The sequence below is a fragment of the Bradyrhizobium cenepequi genome (assembly GCF_020329485.1).
Lineage (GTDB): Bacteria > Pseudomonadota > Alphaproteobacteria > Rhizobiales > Xanthobacteraceae > Bradyrhizobium > Bradyrhizobium cenepequi.
The window spans coordinates 119,061-139,272 of sequence record NZ_JAGKJI010000002.1; the positions used below are offsets into that span (position 1 = coordinate 119,061).

The following is a 20,212-nucleotide window of genomic DNA, read 5'->3' on the forward strand; positions in this document are numbered from 1 at the left end:
CCGCGACTTCTTCCCGCGGCAACGTTCACAAGATCGTGCGCCGAGTTTCGCAGCGCGGGGAGCACAACGCGCCCGCTCTCTCGCAACGCCGCGCCAACGCTGCTAATCTCTTGACCTGCGATCGGACAAAGAATCCGAAACCAGCGGGGAGACGAGCCATGGCACGTTCCGGACAGGCGGTCCTACGACGCACGGTCATCAAGGGCATCGGTGCCGGTCTTGCCGCCCACGCGATCGGCGCCCCGCGGGCGCAGGCCGAGACGGTGGTTCCACCGCAGGGTCAGGAGATCTGGAGCAGCGAATATTGGGCGAAGAAGGGCGATGTTCCGCTTTGGATGTACCGCAAGCGGATCGGCGCGCCGCAGGCCGGCGAGCCGTCGCGGCCGGTGGTGTTCTTCGTCCACGGCTCATCGGTGACCTCGCGGGTGTTCGACGTCAGCGTGTCCGGCAAGGGCGAATATTCGGTGATGAACGAATTCGCCCGCTATGGTTTCGACTGCTGGACCATGGACCACGAGAATTACGGCAAGTCGGGCCGCACCTCCGGCAATTCCGATATCGCTAGCGGCGTCGAGGACTTGAAAGCCGCGGTCGAGGTCATCGCCGGTGCGACCGGCCGGCAGAAATACCATTTCGTCGGCGAGTCCTCAGGCGCGCTGCGCGCCGGCGCCTACGCCATGGTGGCGCCCGAGCGCATCGATCGGCTGGTGTTCGCAGCCTTCACCTACAAGGGCGAGGGATCGCCGACGCTGGCAAAGCGCGCCGAGCAGCTCGACTATTTCCGCTCGCACAATATGCGCAAGCGCGACCGCGACATGATCCGCTCGATCGCGACCCGTGACAAGCCGGGCACCTCCGACCCGGCCGTGATGGAAGCACTGGCGGATGCGGAATTGCAGTTCGGCGACCAGGTCCCGACCGGGACCTATCTCGATATGACCGCCAATCTGCCGGTGGTGCATCCCGAAAAGGTGTTGGCCCCGGTGCTCCTGATCCGCGGGGACCATGACGGCATTGCGACGGTCGCCGATCTCGAGGAGTTCTTCAACCGCCTGCCGAATGGCGATCGCCAGTTCGCCATCCTTCCCGGCACTGCCCATTCCGTGGTGCTCGCGATCAACCGGCAATTGTTCTGGCACGTGACCCGGTCGTTCCTGACCATGCCGACGCCGATCGCGACGTAAGGGCGGTTGGGTTCCCATCCCAACAATTTTTTTCACCCCCTTGTCGGTCTCCCGCCAGCCCATCCGTCCTTGGGCCGAACCCCATGCGAAGGAGCCCCCTGATGTCCAAACTGATCTTCGTGAACCTACCGGTCAGCGACCTCGCCCGCGCGACCGCCTTCTACCAGGCGATCGGCGCCGCCAAGAACCCGCAATTCTCCGACGATACCGCCTCCTGCATGGTGTTTTCCGACACCATCCACGCCATGCTGCTTACCCATGACAAATTCCGGCAGTTCACGCCCAAGAAGATTGTCGATGCCAGGACCATGAGCGAAGTCCTGATCTGCCTTTCGGCCGACAGCCGCGACGCCGTCGACGATATCGTAGGCAAGGCCAAGAGTGCGGCCGGCGGTGCCGACCCTGGGCCAAAGCAGGATTTCGGCTTCATGTACGGCCGCAGCTTCGAGGATCCGGACGGTCACATCTGGGAAGTGATGTGGATGGATGTCGAGGCGGCCACCAAGGCCGCAACCGCCGGCGCCTGATTGTCGAACACATAAAGGAGTCTCTCATGTCCAGGATTACCCCTTGCCTGTGGTTCGACGGCGAGGCCGAGGAAGCCGCGAAGCTCTACGTCTCGCTGCTGCCGGATTCCCGCATCGAGTCAGTCCAGAAGAACATCATCGACGGTCCCGCCGGTAAGGCGGGCACGGTGCTGGTGGTGGAGTTCACATTGGCCGGTCAGCGCTTTATCGCGCTCAATGGCGGCGCGAAAATGGAATACACCTATGCCGCCTCGTTCATGATCGACTGCGCCGACCAGGCCGAGGTCGATCGGCTGTGGGACGCGCTGCTCGCCAATGGCGGCAAGGCCGAGCAATGCGGCTGGCTGAGGGATCGCTTCGGCGTCCCCTGGCAGATCGTGCCGAGCGCGCTGCCCAAATATGTCGGCGGCCCGGACAAGGCCGGTGCAGCACGCGCGATGCAGGCCATGCTCGGCATGGTCAAGCTGGATATCGAGGCCCTGCGGCGCGCGTATGAGGGTAAATCGGCGGCGTAGTAGCGCGGAAGCGTAGGGTGGGCAAGGCGCGCTTGCGCCGTGCCCACACGCTTTGGTTTGCCCACCCTACCCATCTATCCTCTCATCCTGGGTCCCGCGACCCCGATTCTTGGTGACGATCGGCGCGAAATACGTTCAATCCGATGGACAGAAAAATCGGCAGCGCTCACACTTGACTTCATTGCTGCACCGCGATCGAACACATCGTGCCTGAATCACCTTCCGTTCCATCCGCGCGCACTGCTCTCACCGCGGCGAGTATCTTTATCGTCGCGCATCTCTTGCTCCTGATCGGCGTCACTGCGCCGGAAAAATTCTACTTCGACGAAGTGCATTACGTGCCGGCAGCGCGGCAGATGCTGGAGCCGGTGATGCCGCAGCCGATGCTCAACCCGATGCATCCGCCGCTCGCCAAGCAGTTCATCGCCCTGTCGATCGGGACGTTCGGCGACAATCCGTTTGGCTGGCGTTATCCCGCCGCACTGTTCGGAGCGCTGGCGCTGGTCGCGGTCTATCTCGGCGGACTGGCGTTGTTCGCTCGGCAGTCGTCCGCGATCGCGGCAACGCTGATCGCCGCATTCAACCAGATGCTGTTCGTGCAGTCGCGGATCGCGATGCTCGATATTTTCTCGCTCGCCTTCAGCCTGCTCGCGATCGCGGCGTTTGCCTATGGCTTCACGCGATCGCGGCCGCATCTCTACTTTGCGCTAGCGGGGATCGCATCCGGCCTCTCTGTCGCCTGCAAATGGAGCGGCCTGTTCGTGCTCGCGACCTGCATCGCCATCGTCGCCGTGATCCGGCTGATGCAAGGCTGGCGCACGCAGTTCGCCGACCCGAGAGCAGAGGACTGGTACCGGCCGGACGTCTGGCCTGATTTCCGTTCTCATCACTTCGTCGCATGCTTCGTGCTGCTGCCCGCGATCGTCTATCTCACGAGCTTTGTTCCGCTCTACGGATTTTCGTTTCCCGATATCCTGGAGGCGCAGCGCCGCATCTTTTCCGACAACACCACCACTGCGATCGCCGGCCACACCTATATGAGCTCATGGCCGTCCTGGCCGTTCCTGGTGCGCCCGGTCTGGTATCTCTTCGACAAGCTCGATGACGATCGCATCGCCGCCGTGGTCCTGTTCGGCAATCCCCTGATCCTGTGGCCGGCACTCGCCGCGCTGGCGGTCGCCTTGCGCGACTGGATCAGCGTTCGGCGGGCAGATGCGTTCCTGGTGCTGGCGTTCTATTTTGGCCCCTATCTCGCCTGGGCGTTGCTGCCGCGCACGCTCGGCTTCATCTATTACTACCTGCCGGCGGCGACCACCGCGAGCTTTGCGCTGGTCTATGCGCTGACCCGCGGCCAGACTCCGCGCTGGCTATTATGGGCCTTCGTCGCCGTCGGCGCGCTGGGCCTTGTGGCCATGCTGCCGATCTCGGCGGCCTTTATCGGTACCTCGATGGCGAGTTTCAACCGGCTGATGTTGTTCCAGAACTGGATCTGAGCTGCCGCGGCAAGGCTTGACGGGCAGTAACCGCTCATGGACTTTTGTATGCAAGGGTAGGTCCATCGACTTGCTTCAAGGCAATGGAACGACCGTCATGCTCGAGCGCCTCTTCGACTCGTCAACGCTTTCCCCGCACGGGATTTGCCTGTTGTGGGAGCCTGGGCTGATCTGGCTCCACGTCATCTCCGATGCGGTCATCGCGGCTGCCTACTTCTCCATTCCGGTGGCGCTGGCCATCTTCGTGTCAAAGCGGCGCGACGTCGCGTTCGGCTGGGTCTTCTGGGCTTTTGCGCTTTTCATCCTGTTCTGCGGCTTTACCCATGTGCTGTCGATCGTCACGCTCTGGGTGCCGATCTATGGCATCGAGGGCATCGTCAAATTGTTGACGGCCGCCGCCTCCATCGTCACCGCCGCCATGCTGTGGCCGCTGCTGCCGAAGCTTTTGGCGCTGCCCTCACCCTCGCAGCTCCGTGAGGCCGAGGACTTGCTGCGACAGTCGCAGCAGGTGACCGGCGGAGTCGCGCACGATTTCAACAATCTGTTAACGGTCATCAGCGGCAACCTCGAAATCGCCGCGCGCAGCGTCCAATCGGACAGCGGCGTCAAGCGCGACCGGCTGGCGCGCGTGATCGGAAATGCCTCGAGCAGCGCGCAGAGAGCGGCGGTGTTGACGCAGCAGCTTCTCACCCATGCGCGGGGCGAGCCGCCCGACCCCAAGCCCGCCTACCAGGCACCGCCCGCCACCGCCGCCCCTATCAAGGAGGGCGCCACGCCAGTCGTTGGCAGTGCTGGTAATGAGACGATCCTGGTAGTCGAGGATGAAGACAGTGTGCGCTCCTATCTGGTGGAGACCCTGCAGGACCTCAATTACAAGGTCCACGAAGCCGCCAATGGCTCAGTCGCGCTGGCGCTGTTCAAGACCGGGCAGTTCCATGTCGATCTGCTGCTGACCGATATCATCATGCCCGGCCTGAACGGCCGCGAACTCGCCGATGAGCTGCACCGTCTCGAGCCCAACCTGAAAGTGCTGTTCATGACCGGCTATGCGGGCAATACCGTCGGCGACGATCAGGATCGGACGGACGACGACGTATCGCTGTTGCAGAAGCCGCTGACGCAAACCGTGCTCGCCGCGCGGATCAGGGAAATGCTCGACAAGCCGTAGAGCTTGATGAGATCAGGTCAATTGTGTCCATGACGGGCGCTGCCTCTGTTCACCTCTCCCGTAGGGAGAGGTCGGTGTAACGCCGGGTGAGGGGATTTGCTCTATCGAGGGACCATAACCCCTCACCCGCGCCTTTGGCGCGACCTCTCCCTACGGGAGAGGTGAACTTGCGGCTAGGGCGACTTTCGCTCGACAAGCGGTAGCCTTGCCCGGATTGCGCCACATCACTGCGACGCCGTCTTGGCTTCCATGTTGACGACCTGCACCCGGCGGTTGGCCGGAGCGAGCGGCGCGTTCGGATCCTTCGGCTTGCTCTCGCCATAGCCGACCGTGACCAGGTTGGAGCCGGTGATGCCGTAACGCTCGACCAGGTATTTCTTGATCGTGTCGGCCCGGCGCTCGCTGAGCTGCTGGTTGTAGTCCTCGCTGCCGACCGCGTCGGTGTGACCGGCCACCACGAAGGTCGAGCCCTTCAGGCTCGGATTCGACAGCGCCTTGCCGAGTTCCTGCACCGCCTGTGACGAACTCTTGCTGATTTCGGCCGAGTTGAAGTCGAAATGGATTTCGAGGTTGATCTGCGGTTTGGTCGCGGCGAGCTCGGCGATCTCCTGGCGCTCGCCGAGCGACAGCGAGCGGGTCGGACGGTTGCGCAGGCTGTCGACGAACCTCGTCTCCTTGGCGGTTGCCGCGGTGTCGACCTGCTGCGGGCCCGTCGACAGGCCGCGGGTCAGCGGCTTGGATGTGAGAGCGTTCACGATCTGATCGGCTCGAACGACGCTGTCTCCGGCGAACGCCAGGCCGGCCGTCATCGACAGCGCGGCCCCGATCGCCAGGATGGAAACTCCATGAAAGGGGGTCATCGTCCTAAATCCTCTAACTATGCGCCAGCCGGATTGGCTCGCTTGGCGTTTTGGCGCGCTGACGATAGGTCAGGTTCAATGGAGCGAACGTGATACGGATCGCCCGCAAGCGCGATGCTGCCGCGCACCAAAAAGCATCCCGGAAGGTCGTCCTGTGTGCCGACGGCAAATCGGCTGACGACCGCGACCGCTGGTCGCAGCTCGCCTCTGCTTCATCGCGTTGCAATACAAGAAAAATAACTTTCCACTGGAAGCACGGCAACCAGCCAATGCGTATTGCATTGGTTGGTGTGTCGCCGGTTTCATTCCAAGGGAGATTTTTCCAATGAAACGATTGATCCTGGCTGCCGCGTTCTCGACTGTCGTCTTCGCACCTGCTTTTGCCAAGCCGATGGCCTGCACCACGGAGAACATGGCCAAGTCGACCGCCGCGATGAACACGATGCCGGAAGGGCCCGGCAAGATGGCGATCGCCAAGAGCATGAGCAAGGCCAACGCCGAAATGAGCAAGGGCAACATGCGCGGCGCCTGCAAGCACTACCTGGAGGCCCAGGCGGCGCCCAAGTAGTCCTCCACGAACGATTGCAGCTTTGGCCGCGCCACCTGGCGCGGCCTTTCGTTGCTTCTGCCCTGCGACGCAAATGCGTGAGATCATGATCCAAGCATGACCTCATGGCTCCCTTCGAGCATGATCTCTTCGCAAGACCGGCGTCCACTTTTCTGGATCATGCTCTACATTGCGGGTGATGCCCCGCCCGATTCCATCCCATCGCCTGAGCAGGACGGACGCCCGCCGCATCTGGCTGTGCGCCCAAAGGCTCGATACGCCCGTGCCGTTCGGTGACGGGCCGGCCGCGGTCGCCGCTGCGGTCGAACATCTCGGCTATGTGCAGATCGACACCATCAATGTGATCGAGCGCGCCCACCATCACATCCTTTACAGCCGCATTCCAGACTACCGCCGCGCCGATCTGCGCCACGCCCAGAGCGTCGATAGGAGCGTGTTCGAATACTGGACCCATGCCCTCTCTTATGTGCCGGCCGGGGATCTGCGCTTCTTCCTGCCGGCGATGCGGCAGCACAGGCGCGAGGGCCACAAATGGTTCAATTCGGTCACCCCCGCCGACATGCGCAAGGTGATGCGCCTGATCCGCGAGGGACCGCTCACCATCCGCGATATCGACGACGACGTGCTGGTGGAGAAGGAGCATCTCTGGCAGAGCCGCAAGCCGTCGAAGCGCGCGCTGCAGCTAGCCTTTTACACCGGCGTGCTGACGATCAGCGAGCGCAACGGCATGCTGAAGACCTACGACTTGACGGCGCGGCATTTCGGCTGGGATAAGCCGCCGAAGCCGGCTTCGGCGCGCGAGATCACCGCCTATCTGCTCGACCGTGCGCTGCGTTCGCAGGGTGTCGTCAGCCTGGATTCGATCTGCCACCTCGATGCGCCCAGCAAGAAGCCGGTGCGCCGCCTGATCGAGGCGCGCCTGCGGCGAGGGGAGCTGGTGCCGGTCGCGCTCGAAGGCGCCGGCAAGCAGGAGCATTGGGCCCGCCCCGAGGTGCTGCAGCCGACAGGTGAGGTGGATCCCGCACTGGTCCACATCCTTTCGCCGTTCGATCCCGTCATCATCCAGCGCAAGCACACCGAGCTGTTCTTCGGTTACGGCCACCGCTTCGAGGCCTATGTGCCCAAGGAAAAGCGCCTGTTCGGCTACTTTGCGCTGCCGGTCCTGGTCGGCGACGAGATCGTCGCCGCCATCGATCTGAAGACCGACCGGGCGGACAAGAAGCTTCTGATGCAGAAATGGAGCTGGGTCGGCAGCGGCGCCAAGCGAGGTGCCCGCAAGGACCTCAAACCCCGCATCGAGGAAGAACTGCACCGCTTCGAACGCTTCCAGCTCGGCAACTGAATTGAGGATGCGCAAAGCCATTGGCTTGCGATGACGATCGTTTCCGTTCGTCACTTTCTCCCCTGTCATTCCGGGATGCGCCGCAAGGCGCAGGCCCGGAATCCATTGTGCCACGTACGCCGGCGGAGCTATGGATTCCGGGCTCGATGCTGCGCATCGCCCCGGAATGACGAAGGTGAGAACTGATCCCCGCTATACGACTCTAAGTTTCACATCGGGAACCGGCCGCCTTCCGGCCGGTTAGTTCGTTGCGACTAAATTTCAGGGAGGCGTTATGGGCAAGGACAAATCGATTCTCGACAAGCTCACGGATACGGTGAAGAGCGTCGCCAGCACCGCAAGCGACGCGTTGAAGCCGGATGAGGGGGTGACGAAAGCCGATGAGCGCACGGCGACCTACGTGCCGCTCGCGGCCGACGGCCTCGTCTCCGATCCGATGATGGTGCCGCCGCTGGCAACGGCCCCGCCGCGCAAGCGGCGTGCGGCACCCAAGCGGGTGGCAGGCGGAGCAAGACGGGCGGCGGCCGCGGCAAAGAAGACCGCGCGGAAAAGGTCGGCCAGCAAAGCCGGCAAGAAATCCGCCAAGAAGCGCTCAGCCAAGGCGGCCAAGAAGACCGCGAAGAAGACCAGGAAGGCTGCAAAGAAAACGCGCAAGGTACGGCGGTAGCGGACAGCCTGGAGCCGAACTCTCTGGCGTCATTCCGGGATGCGCCGCCAGGCGCAGGCCCGGAATCCATCGAGCCACATGTTCAAGTGGCACCATGGATTCCGGGCTCGATGCTGCGCATCGCCCCGGAATGACGAGAAGGGTAGGCGGACTACGCTGTCGCTAATCCGCCCTGCGCACCTTGATTGACATCGCAGAACGATCCAGAGCCGCACCAAGCAAGATCCCCGCGGCATAGGCGACGATATTCCACAGCGAGAAGACGCGGCCGAGCAACAGCGCGCCCGCGGTCGTCAGGCGGAAAGCGTCGAGCCACGGCGTATGCACCAGCCGAAACAATTCCACGCCGACCGCGACCGCAAGCGCGACCAATGCCGCCGTCCGCCGGGACCACCCCGCCGCGGCGCTCGCGACGAGGAAGAACACCATCGTCCCCCATAACATCGAGCCTCCATACTTCACGACGAACGCCGGAAGGTCGACGCCGAAGCCAAACCGGCGCAGCGCCAGGCCGGCGATGATGATCGAAAGACAAAGCAGGATGCGGACAATCATGGTCGGGAAAGCCTCTTGGGAGACGGAGCTAAAGCGCGGCCCGCCGCTGGGCGCAAGCTTGCGACCGAGCCTGCCTCGCTCCACGCGCGCTCCTCGCGGATGAGCCGTTGTCACAATTCCGATTGACACCGTGCGCCTGATGCTCAAAACCCGCTCGCAACAGCAATAACAGCCCTCGGGGGGAGACCCATGAGCCAGACCGCCACCACCATCGCTTCCGCCGCGACCGCGAAAAGCGAGATCGAGACCTCGACCATCCGCGCCATCTCGGCGCGCCTGATCCCGTTCCTGGTGCTGGCCTACTTCTTCTCCTATCTCGACCGCGTCAATCTCAGCTTCGCCGCGCTGACGATGAATGCAGACCTGAAGTTCTCGCCGCTGGTGTTTGCCTGGGGCGCCGGCATCTTCTTCATCGGCTATTTCATCTTCGAGGTGCCGAGCAATCTCGCGCTGGAGAAATTCGGCGCCAGCCGCTGGATCGCCCGCATCATGGTGACCTGGGGCGTGATCTCTGCGCTGATGGCGACCGTCAGCGGCGAGTGGAGTTTTCTCGTGCTGCGTTTCCTGCTCGGCGTGGCGGAAGCCGGCTTCTTCCCCGGCATTATCCTTTATCTGACCTATTGGTATCCGGCCGAATACCGCGCTCGCTTCCTTGCCGCTTTTGCCATAGCTGTTCCCGTCTCCACCGTGATCGGCGCGCCGGTCTCCGGGCTCCTGCTCGGCCTCGACGGTGTGATGGGCCTGAGGGGCTGGCAGTGGCTGTTCATTATCGAGGGCATCCCCTCGGTGCTGCTTGGCATTGTCACCTGGTTCTATCTCACCGACAAGCCGGAGAAGGCGAACTGGCTGACCGCGGAGCAGAAGGCATGGCTGGCGGCAAAGCTGCAGGCCGAGGTCGCGGCCAAGCAGGCGGTCCGGCATCTCACGCTTGGCGAGGCGCTGTCCTCACCCAAGGTGATCGCGCTGAGCCTGATCTATTTCGGCTTCGTCGGCGCGCTCTATGGCATGCAGTTCTGGCTGCCGCAGATCGTGAAAGCCTTCGGTCTCACCAACGCGCAGACCGGCTTCGTCACCGCGATTCCCTATCTGTTCGGCACCATCGCGATGGTGCTGTGGGCACGGCACTCCGACGCCAGCCGCGAGCGCGTCGCCCATGTCGGCGGGCCGTTATTGCTCACGGCGCTCGCGCTCGGCGTCTCCAGCTACCTGACCGATCCCATCATCACCATGGTCGTGCTGACGATCGCGGCGATCGGCATCTTCTGCACCTTCGCGGTGTTCTGGACATTGCCGACCGCCTGGCTCTCCGGCACGGCGGCCGCCGGCGCGATCGCGCTGATCAACTCGATCGGCAACCTCGCCGGTTTCGGCGGACCGTACCTGATCGGCTGGGTCAAGGACGCCACCGGCAACACCTCGACCGGCCTGCTCGTACTGTCGCTGTTGCCGCTGGCAGCCGGCCTTCTCGTCTTCCTCGGCAGCCACGAGACCAAGACCGAATTCGCCAGCGCGAAGTAGCAGAGCTTCGTAGGATGGGTAGAGCGCAGCGAAACCCATCATTTCCCCCGCGCGCGTATCGATGGGTTTCGCTGCGCTCTACCCGTCCTACGGACCATTGCTCGGCCCGTAGCCCGGATGAAGTGCAAGCGTAATCCGGGACCGGTCCATCAACGTGGCGAGACCCCGGATTGTGCTCCGCTCCATCCGGGCTACGGAGTCTCGGTTCGGGCCGACTCCCTGCCGTCACCGCATTTACAACCGTCAATCACGGCCGACCTCACGAATTGGTGTTTACTGACGATTATTGACATTCGTCAGTGATCAATCAATACTCTCCACCAAGCATCAGGCCAATGGAGAGACCGATGTTCGCCCGTTCGATTTTCGCGAATTATTACAAGCTTCTAGCTGGCGTGCTGCTGGCGCTGGCGGCGATTTCGCTGGCCGGCTGCAACGAGACGGCTGCGGAGAAGGCTGACCCCGGGCGTCCGGTCCTGGTTTCCATGGTGCATTATGAGGCCGAAACCCCTGAGCGTAGCTTTGTCGGCACGATCAAGCCGCGGATCGAAAGCGACATGGGCTTTCGGGTCGCCGGCAAGGTCGCAAAACGCCTCGTCGAAGTCGGCCAGACGGTTGATGTCGATCAGCCACTCGCGACCCTCGATGAAGTCGACCTGAAGCTGCAGGCCGAGCAGGCCGAAGCCGAAGTGCGCGCCGCCACCGGCGTGCTGGCGCAGGCGTCCGCCGCCGAGAAACGCGCCAAGGATCTGCGGGCCAAGGGCTGGACCACGGACGCGCAGTTGGACCAGAGCAGCGCCGCGGCCGACGAGGCGCGCGCCCGTCTCAACCGCGCCGAACGCTCGGTCGAACTGACCAAGAATTCTCTTTCCTATGCAACGCTCGTCGCCGACACCCGCGGCGTCGTCACCTCGACCCTGATCGAGCCCGGCCAGGTCGTGGCCGCCGGCCAGACCGCGATCCGCGTGGCGCGGCTTGGCGAGAAGGAGGCGGTGGTCGCGATCCCCGAGACCTTGCTCGGCCGCGCCAAGACCGGCGTTGCCACCGTGACGCTGTGGTCGGAGGCGGGCAAGAAGTACGCGGCGAAGCTGCGCGAAGTTGCGCCTTCGGCCGATCCCGCCACTCGCACCTATCTGGCAAAATTCTCGCTGCCAGAAGCCGGCGACGACGTCTCGCTCGGCATGACGGCGACGCTGACGCTCGCCGATGCAGAGACCGAGCGCGTGGCAAAGCTGCCGCTGTCGGCGCTGTACAGCCAGGGCGGCGATCCCTCGCTCTACGTCGTGAGCGACGCCGGCGAGATCTCGCTGAAGCCGGTCAAGGTAAAGGCCTATGAGAGCAACTGCGTCGTCATTGCCGGCGGCGTCGAGGAGGGCGCGAAAGTGGTGGCGCTCGGGGTGCAGAAGCTCGACCCGGCCCAGAAGGTCCGCGTCGTCGCGTCGCTATCGTTCTGATCCGTTCGCCGCAAACGGTTCTGGATATTGGAGGGTGACATGAAGCGCTTCAACCTGTCGGGCTGGGCGGTGAGCCATCCGACCCTGATCCTGTTCCTGATGATCGCGCTCGGCGCCGCCGGCTTCTTCTCCTATCAGCGCCTCGGCCGCGCCGAGGATCCGTTCTTCACGGTGAAGGTGGTCAACGTCTCCGTGATGTGGCCCGGTGCGACCGCAAACGAAATGCAGACCCAGGTCGCCGACCCCATCGAGAAGAAGCTGCAGGAATTGCCGTTCTTCGAGAAGGTGCAGACCTATTCCAAGCCCGCCTTCGTGGCGATGCAGGTGACGTTCCGCGATTCGACGCCGCCGAAGGACGTGCCCTATCTCTTCTATCTCCTGCGCAAGAAGCTGGTCGACGTGCAGGGCCAGCTGCCGCAGGGAATCCTCGGTCCCGTCGTCAACGACGAGTTTTCCGACGTCGACTCCATCCTCTACATGATGACCGGCGACGGCGCCGATTACGCGCAGCTCAAGAAGGCGGCCGAAGGCTTCCGCCAGCGGCTGTTGCGCGTGGCGGGGGTGACCAAGGTCGACCTCTACGGCACCCAGGACGAGCGCATCTATGTCGAGTTCTCCCATGCCAAGCTCGCCACGCTCGGCATCACCCCGCAGGCGCTGTTCGACTCGCTCGCCAAGCAGAACAACGTAACCCCGGCCGGCACGGTCGAGACATCCTCGCAGCGCGTGCCGCTGCGCGTCACCGGCGCGCTCGACGGCGCAAAGGCGGTGGCCGAAACCCCTGTCGAGAGCAACGGCCGGGTGTTCCGCCTGGGCGACATCGCGACCGTCACCCACGGCTTCGTCGATCCGCCGACCTTCACCGTGCGCCAGGAAGGCAAGCCCGCGCTCGGCATCGGCGTGGTCACCGCCAAGGGCGCCAACATCCTCGAGCTCGGCGAGGAGGTCAAAAAGGCGACCGCCGAATTCATGAAGGCCGTGCCGCAAGGCATCGATGTCGAGCAGATTGCCGATCAGCCCAAGGTGGTCGAGCATGCGGTCGGTGAGTTCGTGCACTCCTTCATCGAGGCGCTCGCGATCGTGCTGTTCGTCTCCTTCCTCGCGCTCGGCTGGCGCACCGGCATCGTTGTGGCGATGTCGGTGCCGCTGGTGCTCGCGATCGTCTTCATCGTCATGAACGCGATGTCGCTCGACCTGCACCGCATCACACTCGGCGCGTTGATCATCGCCCTCGGCCTCTTGGTCGATGACGCCATCATCGCGGTCGAGATGATGGTGGTGAAGATGGAGCAGGGCTGGGACCGCATGCGCGCCGCATCCTTCGCCTGGGAATCCACGGCGTTCCCGATGCTGACGGGCACGCTGGTCACCGCGGCAGGCTTCCTCCCCATCGGCTTTGCCAATTCGGCCGTCGGCGAATATGCCGGCGGCATCTTCTGGATCGTCGCGATCGCGCTGGTCGCGTCCTGGTTCGTCGCGGTGATCTTCACGCCCTATATCGGCGTGAAGCTGTTGCCCAACATCAAGGTGCATCACAACCACGATCCGCATGCGATCTATGAGACCCGGATGTACCGCGGGTTACGCGCGGTGGTGCAGTGGTGCGTCAACCACCGCATCAAGGTGGTGGCAGCGACCGTCGGCGTGTTCGTCGCCTCGATCGTCGCCTTCGGCCATGTCCAGCAGCAGTTCTTCCCGCTCTCCGAGCGCCCCGAGCTGTTCCTGCAGCTTCGCTTGCCGGAAGGCACCGCGTTCAACGTGACCGAGAAGGCGGTCAAGAAGGCCGAAGCTCTCTTGAAGGGCGACAAGGATATTGCGACCTACACCGCCTATGTCGGCCAGGGCTCGCCGCGCTTCTGGCTCGGCCTCAACCCGCAGCTTCCGAACGAGGCCTTTGCCGAGATCGTGATCCTGGCCAAGGACGTCGAAGCGCGTGAGCGCGTCAAGGCCAAGATCGAGAATGCGGCGGCCAATGGCGCGCTCAACGAGGCGCGCGTGCGCGTCGACCGCTTCAATTTCGGCCCGCCGGTCGGCTTCCCCGTTCAGTTCCGCGTGATCGGTCCCGACGCCCAGAAGGTGCGCGATATCGCCTATCAGGTGCGCGACGTCATGCGGCAGAACCCGAACCTCAAGGACGTGCAGCTCGACTGGAACGAGCAGTCGCCTTACCTCAAGCTCGCCGTCGACCAGGACCGCGCCCGCGCGCTCGGCCTGACCCCGCAGGAGGTCTCGCAGGCGCTGTCGATGTTGATCTCGGGCGCGCCGGTCACGACCATCCGCGACGGCATCGAGAAGGTCGGCGTGGTCGCCCGCGCCGTGCCGTCCGAGCGGCTCGATCTGGGGCGCGTCGGCGATCTCACGATCACCTCACGCAATGGTGTCGCGGTGCCGCTACAGCAGATCGCAAAAATCGAGTATGCGCATGAGGAGCCGATCCTGTGGCGGCGCAACCGCGACATGGCGATCACCGTGCGATCCGACGTCGTCGACGGCGTGCAGGCTCCTGACGTGACCAACCAGATCTCGCCCAAGCTCAAGGACATCCAGAACCATCTCGAGCCGGCCTACCGGATCGAGCCAGGCGGCGCGTTCGAGGAATCGGCTAAGGGCAATGCATCGATCTTCGTGCTCTTCCCGATGATGGTGCTGGTGATGCTGACGCTGCTGATGATCCAGTTGCAGAGCTTCTCGCGCCTGTTCCTGGTGTTCCTGACGGCGCCGCTCGGCATTGTCGGCGCCTCCCTCGGGCTCAACGTCGCCAACCAGCCGTTCGGCTTCGTGGCGCTGCTCGGCCTGATCGCGCTCGCCGGCATGATCATGCGCAACGCCGTGATCCTGGTCGACCAGATCGAGACCGATGTCACCCATGGCCTGACCCGGAAGGAGGCGATCGTGGAGGCCACCGTCCGCCGCGCCCGCCCTGTCGTGTTGACTGCGCTCGCCGCGATCCTGGCGATGATCCCGCTGTCGCGCTCGGCGTTCTGGGGCCCGATGGCGATCACGATCATGGGTGGCCTGTTCGTCGCGACCTTCCTGACGCTCTTGTACCTGCCGGGCCTTTATGCCCTATGGTTCCGCAAGAGCCTGGAGGAGAGCGGCACGGGCGAGAAAGCCGCTTCGGCGGCGCAGCATGACGGCAATGCGCGCCCGGCAATTCCGCTTGCTGAGGCCGCTGAATAGTTGAACAGTAACACGAATTGAGTCCTGACAGATGACGCTGGTTTCGGAACATATCGAGAGTGACACCCGGGAGCGGATTCTCGTGGTGGCCGAACGGCTGTTCCGCCAGATCGGCTACCAGAAGACGACGGTCGCCGATATCGCCAAGGAGCTCCGGATGAGCCCCGCCAACGTGTATCGCTTCTTCGATTCGAAGAAGGCGATCCACGAAGGTGTGGCGCGGACGCTGATGGGCGAGGTCGAGGTTGAGGCGCAGCGGATCGCGGATCGGCCGGGACCCGCGGTCCCCCGCCTGCGTGAGTTGATGAAGACCGTCAACCGGATGAACACCGAACGCTATGTTGGTGATTCCAAGCTGCACGAGATGGTCGAGATCGCGATGCAGGAGGACTGGGAGGTCTGCGTCTCCCATATCGAGCTGATCACCAGCATCATTGGCCAAGTGATCGCCCAGGGCGTCGCCTCCGGCGAATTCGAGGCGCCCGACCTGCCGCTCGCCGCAATCTGCGCCTGTACCGCGATGATGCGCTTCTTCCACCCCCAGATGATCGCCCAATGCGCCACCAAGCCTGGCCCGACTATCGACCAGATGATCGATTTTGTGATCGCGGGTCTCTCGCCGCGTGGTAAATAGGCTGGCCTGCTTGTAGCCCGGATGAAGCGACGCGTAATCCGGGATCAGTCCATCCGCTTGTGATAGCCCCGGATTGCGCTTCGCTTCATCCGGGCTACGAACACGAGAGAGCCCAGCGTGACCGCGAAAGACCTGCATTATTACGAGCCGAAGAACGGCCACGGCCTCAAGCACGATCCCTTCAACGCCATCATCGCTCCGCGGCCGATCGGCTGGATCTCCTCGCGCGACGCCAAGGGTCACGTCAATCTCGCGCCCTACAGCTTCTTCAATGGCTTCTGCTACGTCCCGCCGATCATCGGCTTCTCCTCCACCTCCTGGAAGGACAGCGTCGCCAATATCCAGGAGACCAGGGAGTTCGTCTGGAATCTGGCGACCATGGATCTGGCGAAGCAGATGAACGCAACCGCCGCCCATGTCGCCCATGATGTGAGCGAGTTCGCGATCGCGGGCCTGACGGCGGCCCCCAGCAAGATCGTTGGCGTGCCGCGGGTGGCGGAGAGCCCGGTCGCCTTCGAGTGCAAGCTGACGCAGATCGTCCAGCTCCAGGGCGCCGACGGCGAGAAGGCGCAGGCGTGGCTCACGCTCGGGGAAGTCGTCGCCGTCCACATCGACAAGGCCATGATCAAGGACGGCGTCTACCAGACCGCGGCCGCCCGCCCCATCGTCCGCGCCGGCCGGAGAGGTGACTATTTCGAGATCCGGCCCGAGAACATGTTCGAGATGGTCCGCCCGGATTAGTTCTGACGTAGGGTGGGCAAACCGTAGCGTGCCCACCATCAACACTCCGCCCGGGATGGTGGGCACGCTACGCTTTGCCCACGATTTTCCGACGCCGATAGCGTGGCTACGAACCTCATCCGGAACTGACACGGCGCTCCGGCCGTTATCTCAGCCGCGTCAATTCGCGTCAATTTGCCAGCGAAGTATTCACTTCTGTCGGCCACATTCCGCTAACATATGCCGGAACGCGCCGCCGATCATGAGGATACCGCCATGAGTTTCCGTCGCGACTTCATCACCAAGCCGATCTTCGGGTTCGCCCGCGGCGTGATGCCGACCATGTCGGACACCGAGCGCGAGGCACTGGAAGCCGGCGACGTCTGGTGGGACGCCGACCTCTTTTCCGGCAACCCCGATTGGTCGAAGCTGCTCGCCTATCCGCAAGCCGAATTGACGGAAGAGGAAAAAGCCTTCCTGAGCGGCCCCGTCGACGAGCTCTGCAAGATGCTCGACGAGTGGAAGATCTTCTGGGAATTGCGCGACCTGCCGCGCGAGGTCTGGGACTTCATCAAGCGCGAAAAATTCTTTGGCATGATCATCCCGAAGGAATTCGGCGGCCTCGGCTTCTCGCCTTATGCGCATTCCGAGGTGGTCCGCAAACTCTCCTCGCGTTCGCTGACCGCGGCGGTCACCGTGATGGTGCCGAACTCGCTCGGCCCCGGCGAACTCCTGATGCGCTTCGGCACCAGGGAGCAGCAGGAAAAATGGCTGCCGCGCCTGGCCTCGGGCCACGACGTTCCGTGCTTCGGCCTCACCAGCCCCGAAGCCGGCTCGGATGCGGCCTCGATGGTCGACACCGGCATTATCTGCAAGGGCAATTTCGAGGGAAACGAGGTGATCGGCCTGCGCCTCAACTGGCACAAGCGCTACATCACGCTCGGGCCGGTTGCCACGTTGCTCGGACTTGCGTTCAAGGCTTACGATCCCGATCATCTCGTCGGCGACCAGGAAGAGCTCGGCATCACGGTCGCGCTGATTCCGACGCATCTGCCTGGTGTCCAGATCGGCCACCGCCATCTGCCGGCGATGCAGGTGTTCCAGAACGGCCCGAACTGGGGTCGCGACGTCTTCATCCCGCTCGACTACATCATCGGCGGCAAGGAGCGGCTCGGCCAAGGCTGGAAGATGCTGATGACGGCGCTCGCCGCCGGCCGCGGCATCTCGCTGCCGTCGCTGTCGGCTGCCGGCGCCGCTTATGCTGCGCGCACCACCGGCGCCTATGCCCGCATCCGCGAGCAGTTCGGCATCTCGATTTCGAAGTTCGAGGGCGTCGAGGAGCCGCTCGCGCGCATCGTCGGCACCGCCTACCAGCTCGACGCCGCGCGGCGGCTGACCTGCGCCGCGCTGAACGCCGGCCATCATCCCGCTGTCATCTCCGGCATCATGAAATTGCACGCGACCGAGCGGATGCGGATTGCGATCGACGACGCCATGGACATCCATGGCGGCAAGGCCGTGATCGACGGCCCGCAGAACTATCTCGGCAATCTGCACCGCGCGGTGCCGGTTGGCATCACCGTGGAAGGCGCCAACATCCTCACCCGCAATCTGATCGTGTTCGGCCAGGGCGCGATCCGCGCGCATCCCTATCTCCTGGAGGAGATGACGGCGCTCGGCGAAGCCGACCGCGCCAAAGGCTTGGACGCCTTCGACAAGGCGTTGTGGAAACACATCGGCCACGTCATCAAGACCAAGTTCCGCGCCATGGGGCGGAGCTGGACTTTTGGCCTGTTCGCGCCGGCGCCCGACGCGGGCGACGCCACGAAATTCTACCGCCAGCTTTCGCGCTACTCCGCAGGCTTTGCGATTTGCGCCGATATGGCGCTGCTCACGCTCGGCGGCGCGCTCAAGCGCAAGGAGATGCTCTCGGCCCGTTTCGGCGACATCCTCTCCGAGCTCTATCTGCTTTCGGCTGCGCTGAAGCGCTGGCAGGACGAAGGCCGGCAGAAGGAGGATTTCGCTGCGCTCGAATGGTGCATGGCAAGCGGCTTCAAGACCATCGAGAACCGCTTCGCCGAGATCCTCGCCAACCTGCCGAACCGGTTCGTGGCTGTAATCCTGAAGCTCTTGATCCAGCCGTTCGGCGCCCGCGTGCTCGGGCCGTCCGACCGCGTCGTGCATCAATGCGCTGCGCTGGTGCTGGAGCCGTCGGCCGCACGCGACCGCATCACGCCTGATCTGGCCTTCGTCGAGGATGATGGCGGCGTGGCACGGCTGGAAAAGGCCTTCCGCCTGGTCAGCGCTGCCGAAGACATCGTCAGGCATATGCGCGCCGCGCGGCTGCAAGATCCGGACGAAGCGGTGAAGAAGGGCGTCATCACCCAATCCGATGCCGACAAGCTCGTGGCCGCCCGCGCGGCCGTCGCTGCGGTGATCGAGGTCGATGATTTCGCGCCCGAGGCGCTGTCGCCGATTTACAGGAAAGGCGCCGATGTGCATCAGTTCTTTCAGGAATTGGGAGAGCAGAGGGCGGCGAGCTGATGGCGCGACCAGTCTTTATCGTCGACGGCAGCCGTACGCCGTTCCTGAAGGCGCGCGCTGGTCCTGGGCCGTTCACGCCTGTCGATCTGGCCGTGCAATGCGGCCGGCCGCTGCTGGCGCGGCAGCCGTTCGCGCCTGATGCTTTCGACCAGGTGATCCTCGGGTGCGTCAATGTCATTGCCGACGAGATGAACCCGGCGCGCGTCGCCGCGCTCCGACTCGGCATGGGCGAGAAGATGGTCGCCTTCACCGTGCAGATCAATTGCGGCTCCGGCATGCAGTCGATCGACACCGGCTATCGCTACATCCGCGAAGGCGCGGCCGATCTCATCCTCGCCGGCGGCGCCGAGGCACTGAGCCACGCGCCGCTGGTCTGGCCCAATGCCGGCGTGCGCTGGTTTGCGGGTCTTGCCGGCGCCAAGAGCGTGGGTGCGAAGATTGCCGCCTTCTTCAAGCTCCGCCCCGGCTATTTCAAGCCGATCATCGGCCTGGAGCGTGGGCTCACCGATCCCATCACCGAACTCAACATGGGGCAGACCGCGGAGGTCGTCGGCCATCTCTTCGGCATCACGCGCGCGCAATCCGATGCTTACGCTGCCGAGAGCCACCGGCGCCTGGCGAAAGCCCAGAGCGAAGGCTGGCTGAAGGGCGAAGTCGAGACGTCGTTCTCGCGCGACGGCAAGTTCTACGATCGCGACGACGGCGTCCGCCCGGACTCGACGCCGGAGACGCTGGCAAAATTGAAGCCGGTGTTCGAGCGCCCCTGGGGCCAGGTCACCGCGGGCAATTCCTCGCAGATCACCGACGGCGCCTCCTGGGTGATCCTCGCTTCCGAAGAGGCGGTGGCAAAGCACAGGCTGAAGCCCAAGGCCGTCATCCTCGACAGCCAGTGGGCCGCGCTCGATCCAGGCATCATGGGCCTTGGCCCCGTGCTGTCGGCGACAGCGCTTTTGAAGCGCAATGGATTGAACTTGCAGGACGTCGAGACGTGGGAATTGAACGAGGCCTTTGCCACGCAGGTGCTCGGCTGTCTTGCCGCCTGGAATGACGAGAAATTCTGCCGCGAGATTCTCGGCCTCGATGGTGCTGCCGGGCAGATCGATGATGCGAAGCTTAACGTCGATGGCGGTGCCATCAGCCTCGGCCATCCCGTCGGCACCAGCGGCAACCGCATCGTGCTGCATCTCGTCAACGCGATGACGCGGCTCGGCAAGCGGCGCGGCGTTGCCACCGAATGCATCGGCGGCGGGCAAGGCGGCGCCATGCTGATAGAGACGGTGTGA

Annotated in this window: 18 protein-coding genes; 16 read left to right on the forward strand and 2 right to left on the reverse strand. The window is 63.8% G+C overall.

Annotation, left to right across the window (positions count from 1 at the left end; genetic code table 11):
* Positions 1–158 precede the first annotated feature (158 nt).
* From J6497_RS03910 to J6497_RS03930, 5 genes are all read left to right on the forward strand, one after another.
* Positions 159–1,184, forward strand: a complete 1,026-nt coding sequence (locus J6497_RS03910) for an alpha/beta hydrolase (RefSeq protein WP_225702914.1) — start codon at positions 159–161, stop codon at positions 1,182–1,184.
* 101 nt (positions 1,185–1,285) lie between these two features.
* Positions 1,286–1,711, forward strand: coding sequence for a VOC family protein (locus J6497_RS03915; protein ID WP_225702915.1), 426 nt, complete (start codon positions 1,286–1,288; stop codon positions 1,709–1,711).
* A 26-nt stretch (positions 1,712–1,737) separates the two neighbouring features.
* Complete coding sequence (locus tag J6497_RS03920) at positions 1,738–2,226, forward strand: VOC family protein (protein WP_225702916.1); 489 nt, start codon at positions 1,738–1,740, stop codon at positions 2,224–2,226.
* A gap of 206 nt (positions 2,227–2,432) precedes the next feature.
* Positions 2,433–3,719 carry a phospholipid carrier-dependent glycosyltransferase gene (locus J6497_RS03925; protein WP_376708160.1) on the forward strand — a complete coding sequence of 429 codons (1,287 nt, stop codon included), beginning with the start codon at positions 2,433–2,435 and terminating at the stop codon, positions 3,717–3,719.
* Positions 3,720–3,816: 97 nt separating this feature from the next.
* Positions 3,817–4,887 carry a response regulator gene (locus tag J6497_RS03930; RefSeq protein ID WP_225702917.1) on the forward strand — a complete coding sequence of 357 codons (1,071 nt, stop codon included), beginning with the start codon at positions 3,817–3,819 and terminating at the stop codon, positions 4,885–4,887.
* A 224-nt stretch (positions 4,888–5,111) separates the two neighbouring features.
* On the opposite strand, the gene J6497_RS03935 is transcribed toward J6497_RS03930, so the two are convergent.
* Complete coding sequence (locus J6497_RS03935; protein ID WP_225702918.1) at positions 5,112–5,747, reverse strand: OmpA family protein; 636 nt, start codon at positions 5,745–5,747, stop codon at positions 5,112–5,114.
* 89 nt (positions 5,748–5,836) lie between these two features.
* Here J6497_RS03935 and J6497_RS03940 point away from each other — a divergent pair, with 89 nt between their 5' ends.
* The 4 genes from J6497_RS03940 (at position 5,837) to J6497_RS03955 (ending at position 8,324) form a co-directional block, all read left to right on the forward strand.
* The gene (locus tag J6497_RS03940) at positions 5,837–6,076 is read left to right on the forward strand and encodes a hypothetical protein (RefSeq protein WP_225702919.1); all 240 of its coding nucleotides are present in this window, start codon (positions 5,837–5,839) and stop codon (positions 6,074–6,076) included.
* Positions 6,073–6,315, forward strand: coding sequence for a hypothetical protein (locus J6497_RS03945; RefSeq protein ID WP_225702920.1), 243 nt, complete (start codon positions 6,073–6,075; stop codon positions 6,313–6,315). Before J6497_RS03940 ends, J6497_RS03945 begins: the two co-directional genes overlap by 4 nt.
* A 178-nt stretch (positions 6,316–6,493) precedes the next feature.
* Complete coding sequence (locus J6497_RS03950; protein WP_225702921.1) at positions 6,494–7,657, forward strand: winged helix-turn-helix domain-containing protein; 1,164 nt, start codon at positions 6,494–6,496, stop codon at positions 7,655–7,657.
* Between the two features lie 274 nt (positions 7,658–7,931).
* On the forward strand, positions 7,932–8,324 hold the full coding sequence (locus J6497_RS03955) for a hypothetical protein (protein WP_225702922.1): 393 nt from the start codon (positions 7,932–7,934) through the stop codon (positions 8,322–8,324).
* A 162-nt stretch (positions 8,325–8,486) separates the two neighbouring features.
* On the opposite strand, the gene J6497_RS03960 is transcribed toward J6497_RS03955, so the two are convergent.
* Positions 8,487–8,879: a ribosomal maturation YjgA family protein gene (locus J6497_RS03960; RefSeq protein ID WP_225702923.1), complete on the reverse strand. Its 393-nt coding sequence runs from the start codon at positions 8,877–8,879 to the stop codon at positions 8,487–8,489.
* A gap of 189 nt (positions 8,880–9,068) precedes the next feature.
* Here J6497_RS03960 and J6497_RS03965 point away from each other — a divergent pair, with 189 nt between their 5' ends.
* The 7 genes from J6497_RS03965 (at position 9,069) to J6497_RS03995 (ending at position 20,212) form a co-directional block, all read left to right on the forward strand.
* The gene (locus tag J6497_RS03965) at positions 9,069–10,397 is read left to right on the forward strand and encodes an MFS transporter (RefSeq protein WP_225702924.1); all 1,329 of its coding nucleotides are present in this window, start codon (positions 9,069–9,071) and stop codon (positions 10,395–10,397) included.
* A gap of 347 nt (positions 10,398–10,744) precedes the next feature.
* Positions 10,745–11,851 carry an efflux RND transporter periplasmic adaptor subunit gene (locus J6497_RS03970; RefSeq protein ID WP_225702925.1) on the forward strand — a complete coding sequence of 369 codons (1,107 nt, stop codon included), beginning with the start codon at positions 10,745–10,747 and terminating at the stop codon, positions 11,849–11,851.
* A gap of 39 nt (positions 11,852–11,890) precedes the next feature.
* Positions 11,891–15,031, forward strand: coding sequence for an efflux RND transporter permease subunit (locus J6497_RS03975; RefSeq protein WP_225702926.1), 3,141 nt, complete (start codon positions 11,891–11,893; stop codon positions 15,029–15,031).
* Positions 15,032–15,062: 31 nt separating this feature from the next.
* Positions 15,063–15,665 carry a TetR/AcrR family transcriptional regulator gene (locus J6497_RS03980; RefSeq protein ID WP_225702927.1) on the forward strand — a complete coding sequence of 201 codons (603 nt, stop codon included), beginning with the start codon at positions 15,063–15,065 and terminating at the stop codon, positions 15,663–15,665.
* A gap of 117 nt (positions 15,666–15,782) precedes the next feature.
* On the forward strand, positions 15,783–16,406 hold the full coding sequence (locus J6497_RS03985) for a flavin reductase family protein (protein WP_225702928.1): 624 nt from the start codon (positions 15,783–15,785) through the stop codon (positions 16,404–16,406).
* A 255-nt stretch (positions 16,407–16,661) separates the two neighbouring features.
* Complete coding sequence (locus tag J6497_RS03990; RefSeq protein WP_225702929.1) at positions 16,662–18,929, forward strand: acyl-CoA dehydrogenase; 2,268 nt, start codon at positions 16,662–16,664, stop codon at positions 18,927–18,929.
* Positions 18,929–20,212: an acetyl-CoA C-acetyltransferase gene (locus J6497_RS03995; protein ID WP_225702930.1), complete on the forward strand. Its 1,284-nt coding sequence runs from the start codon at positions 18,929–18,931 to the stop codon at positions 20,210–20,212. The genes J6497_RS03990 and J6497_RS03995 overlap by 1 nt, the downstream gene beginning before the upstream one ends.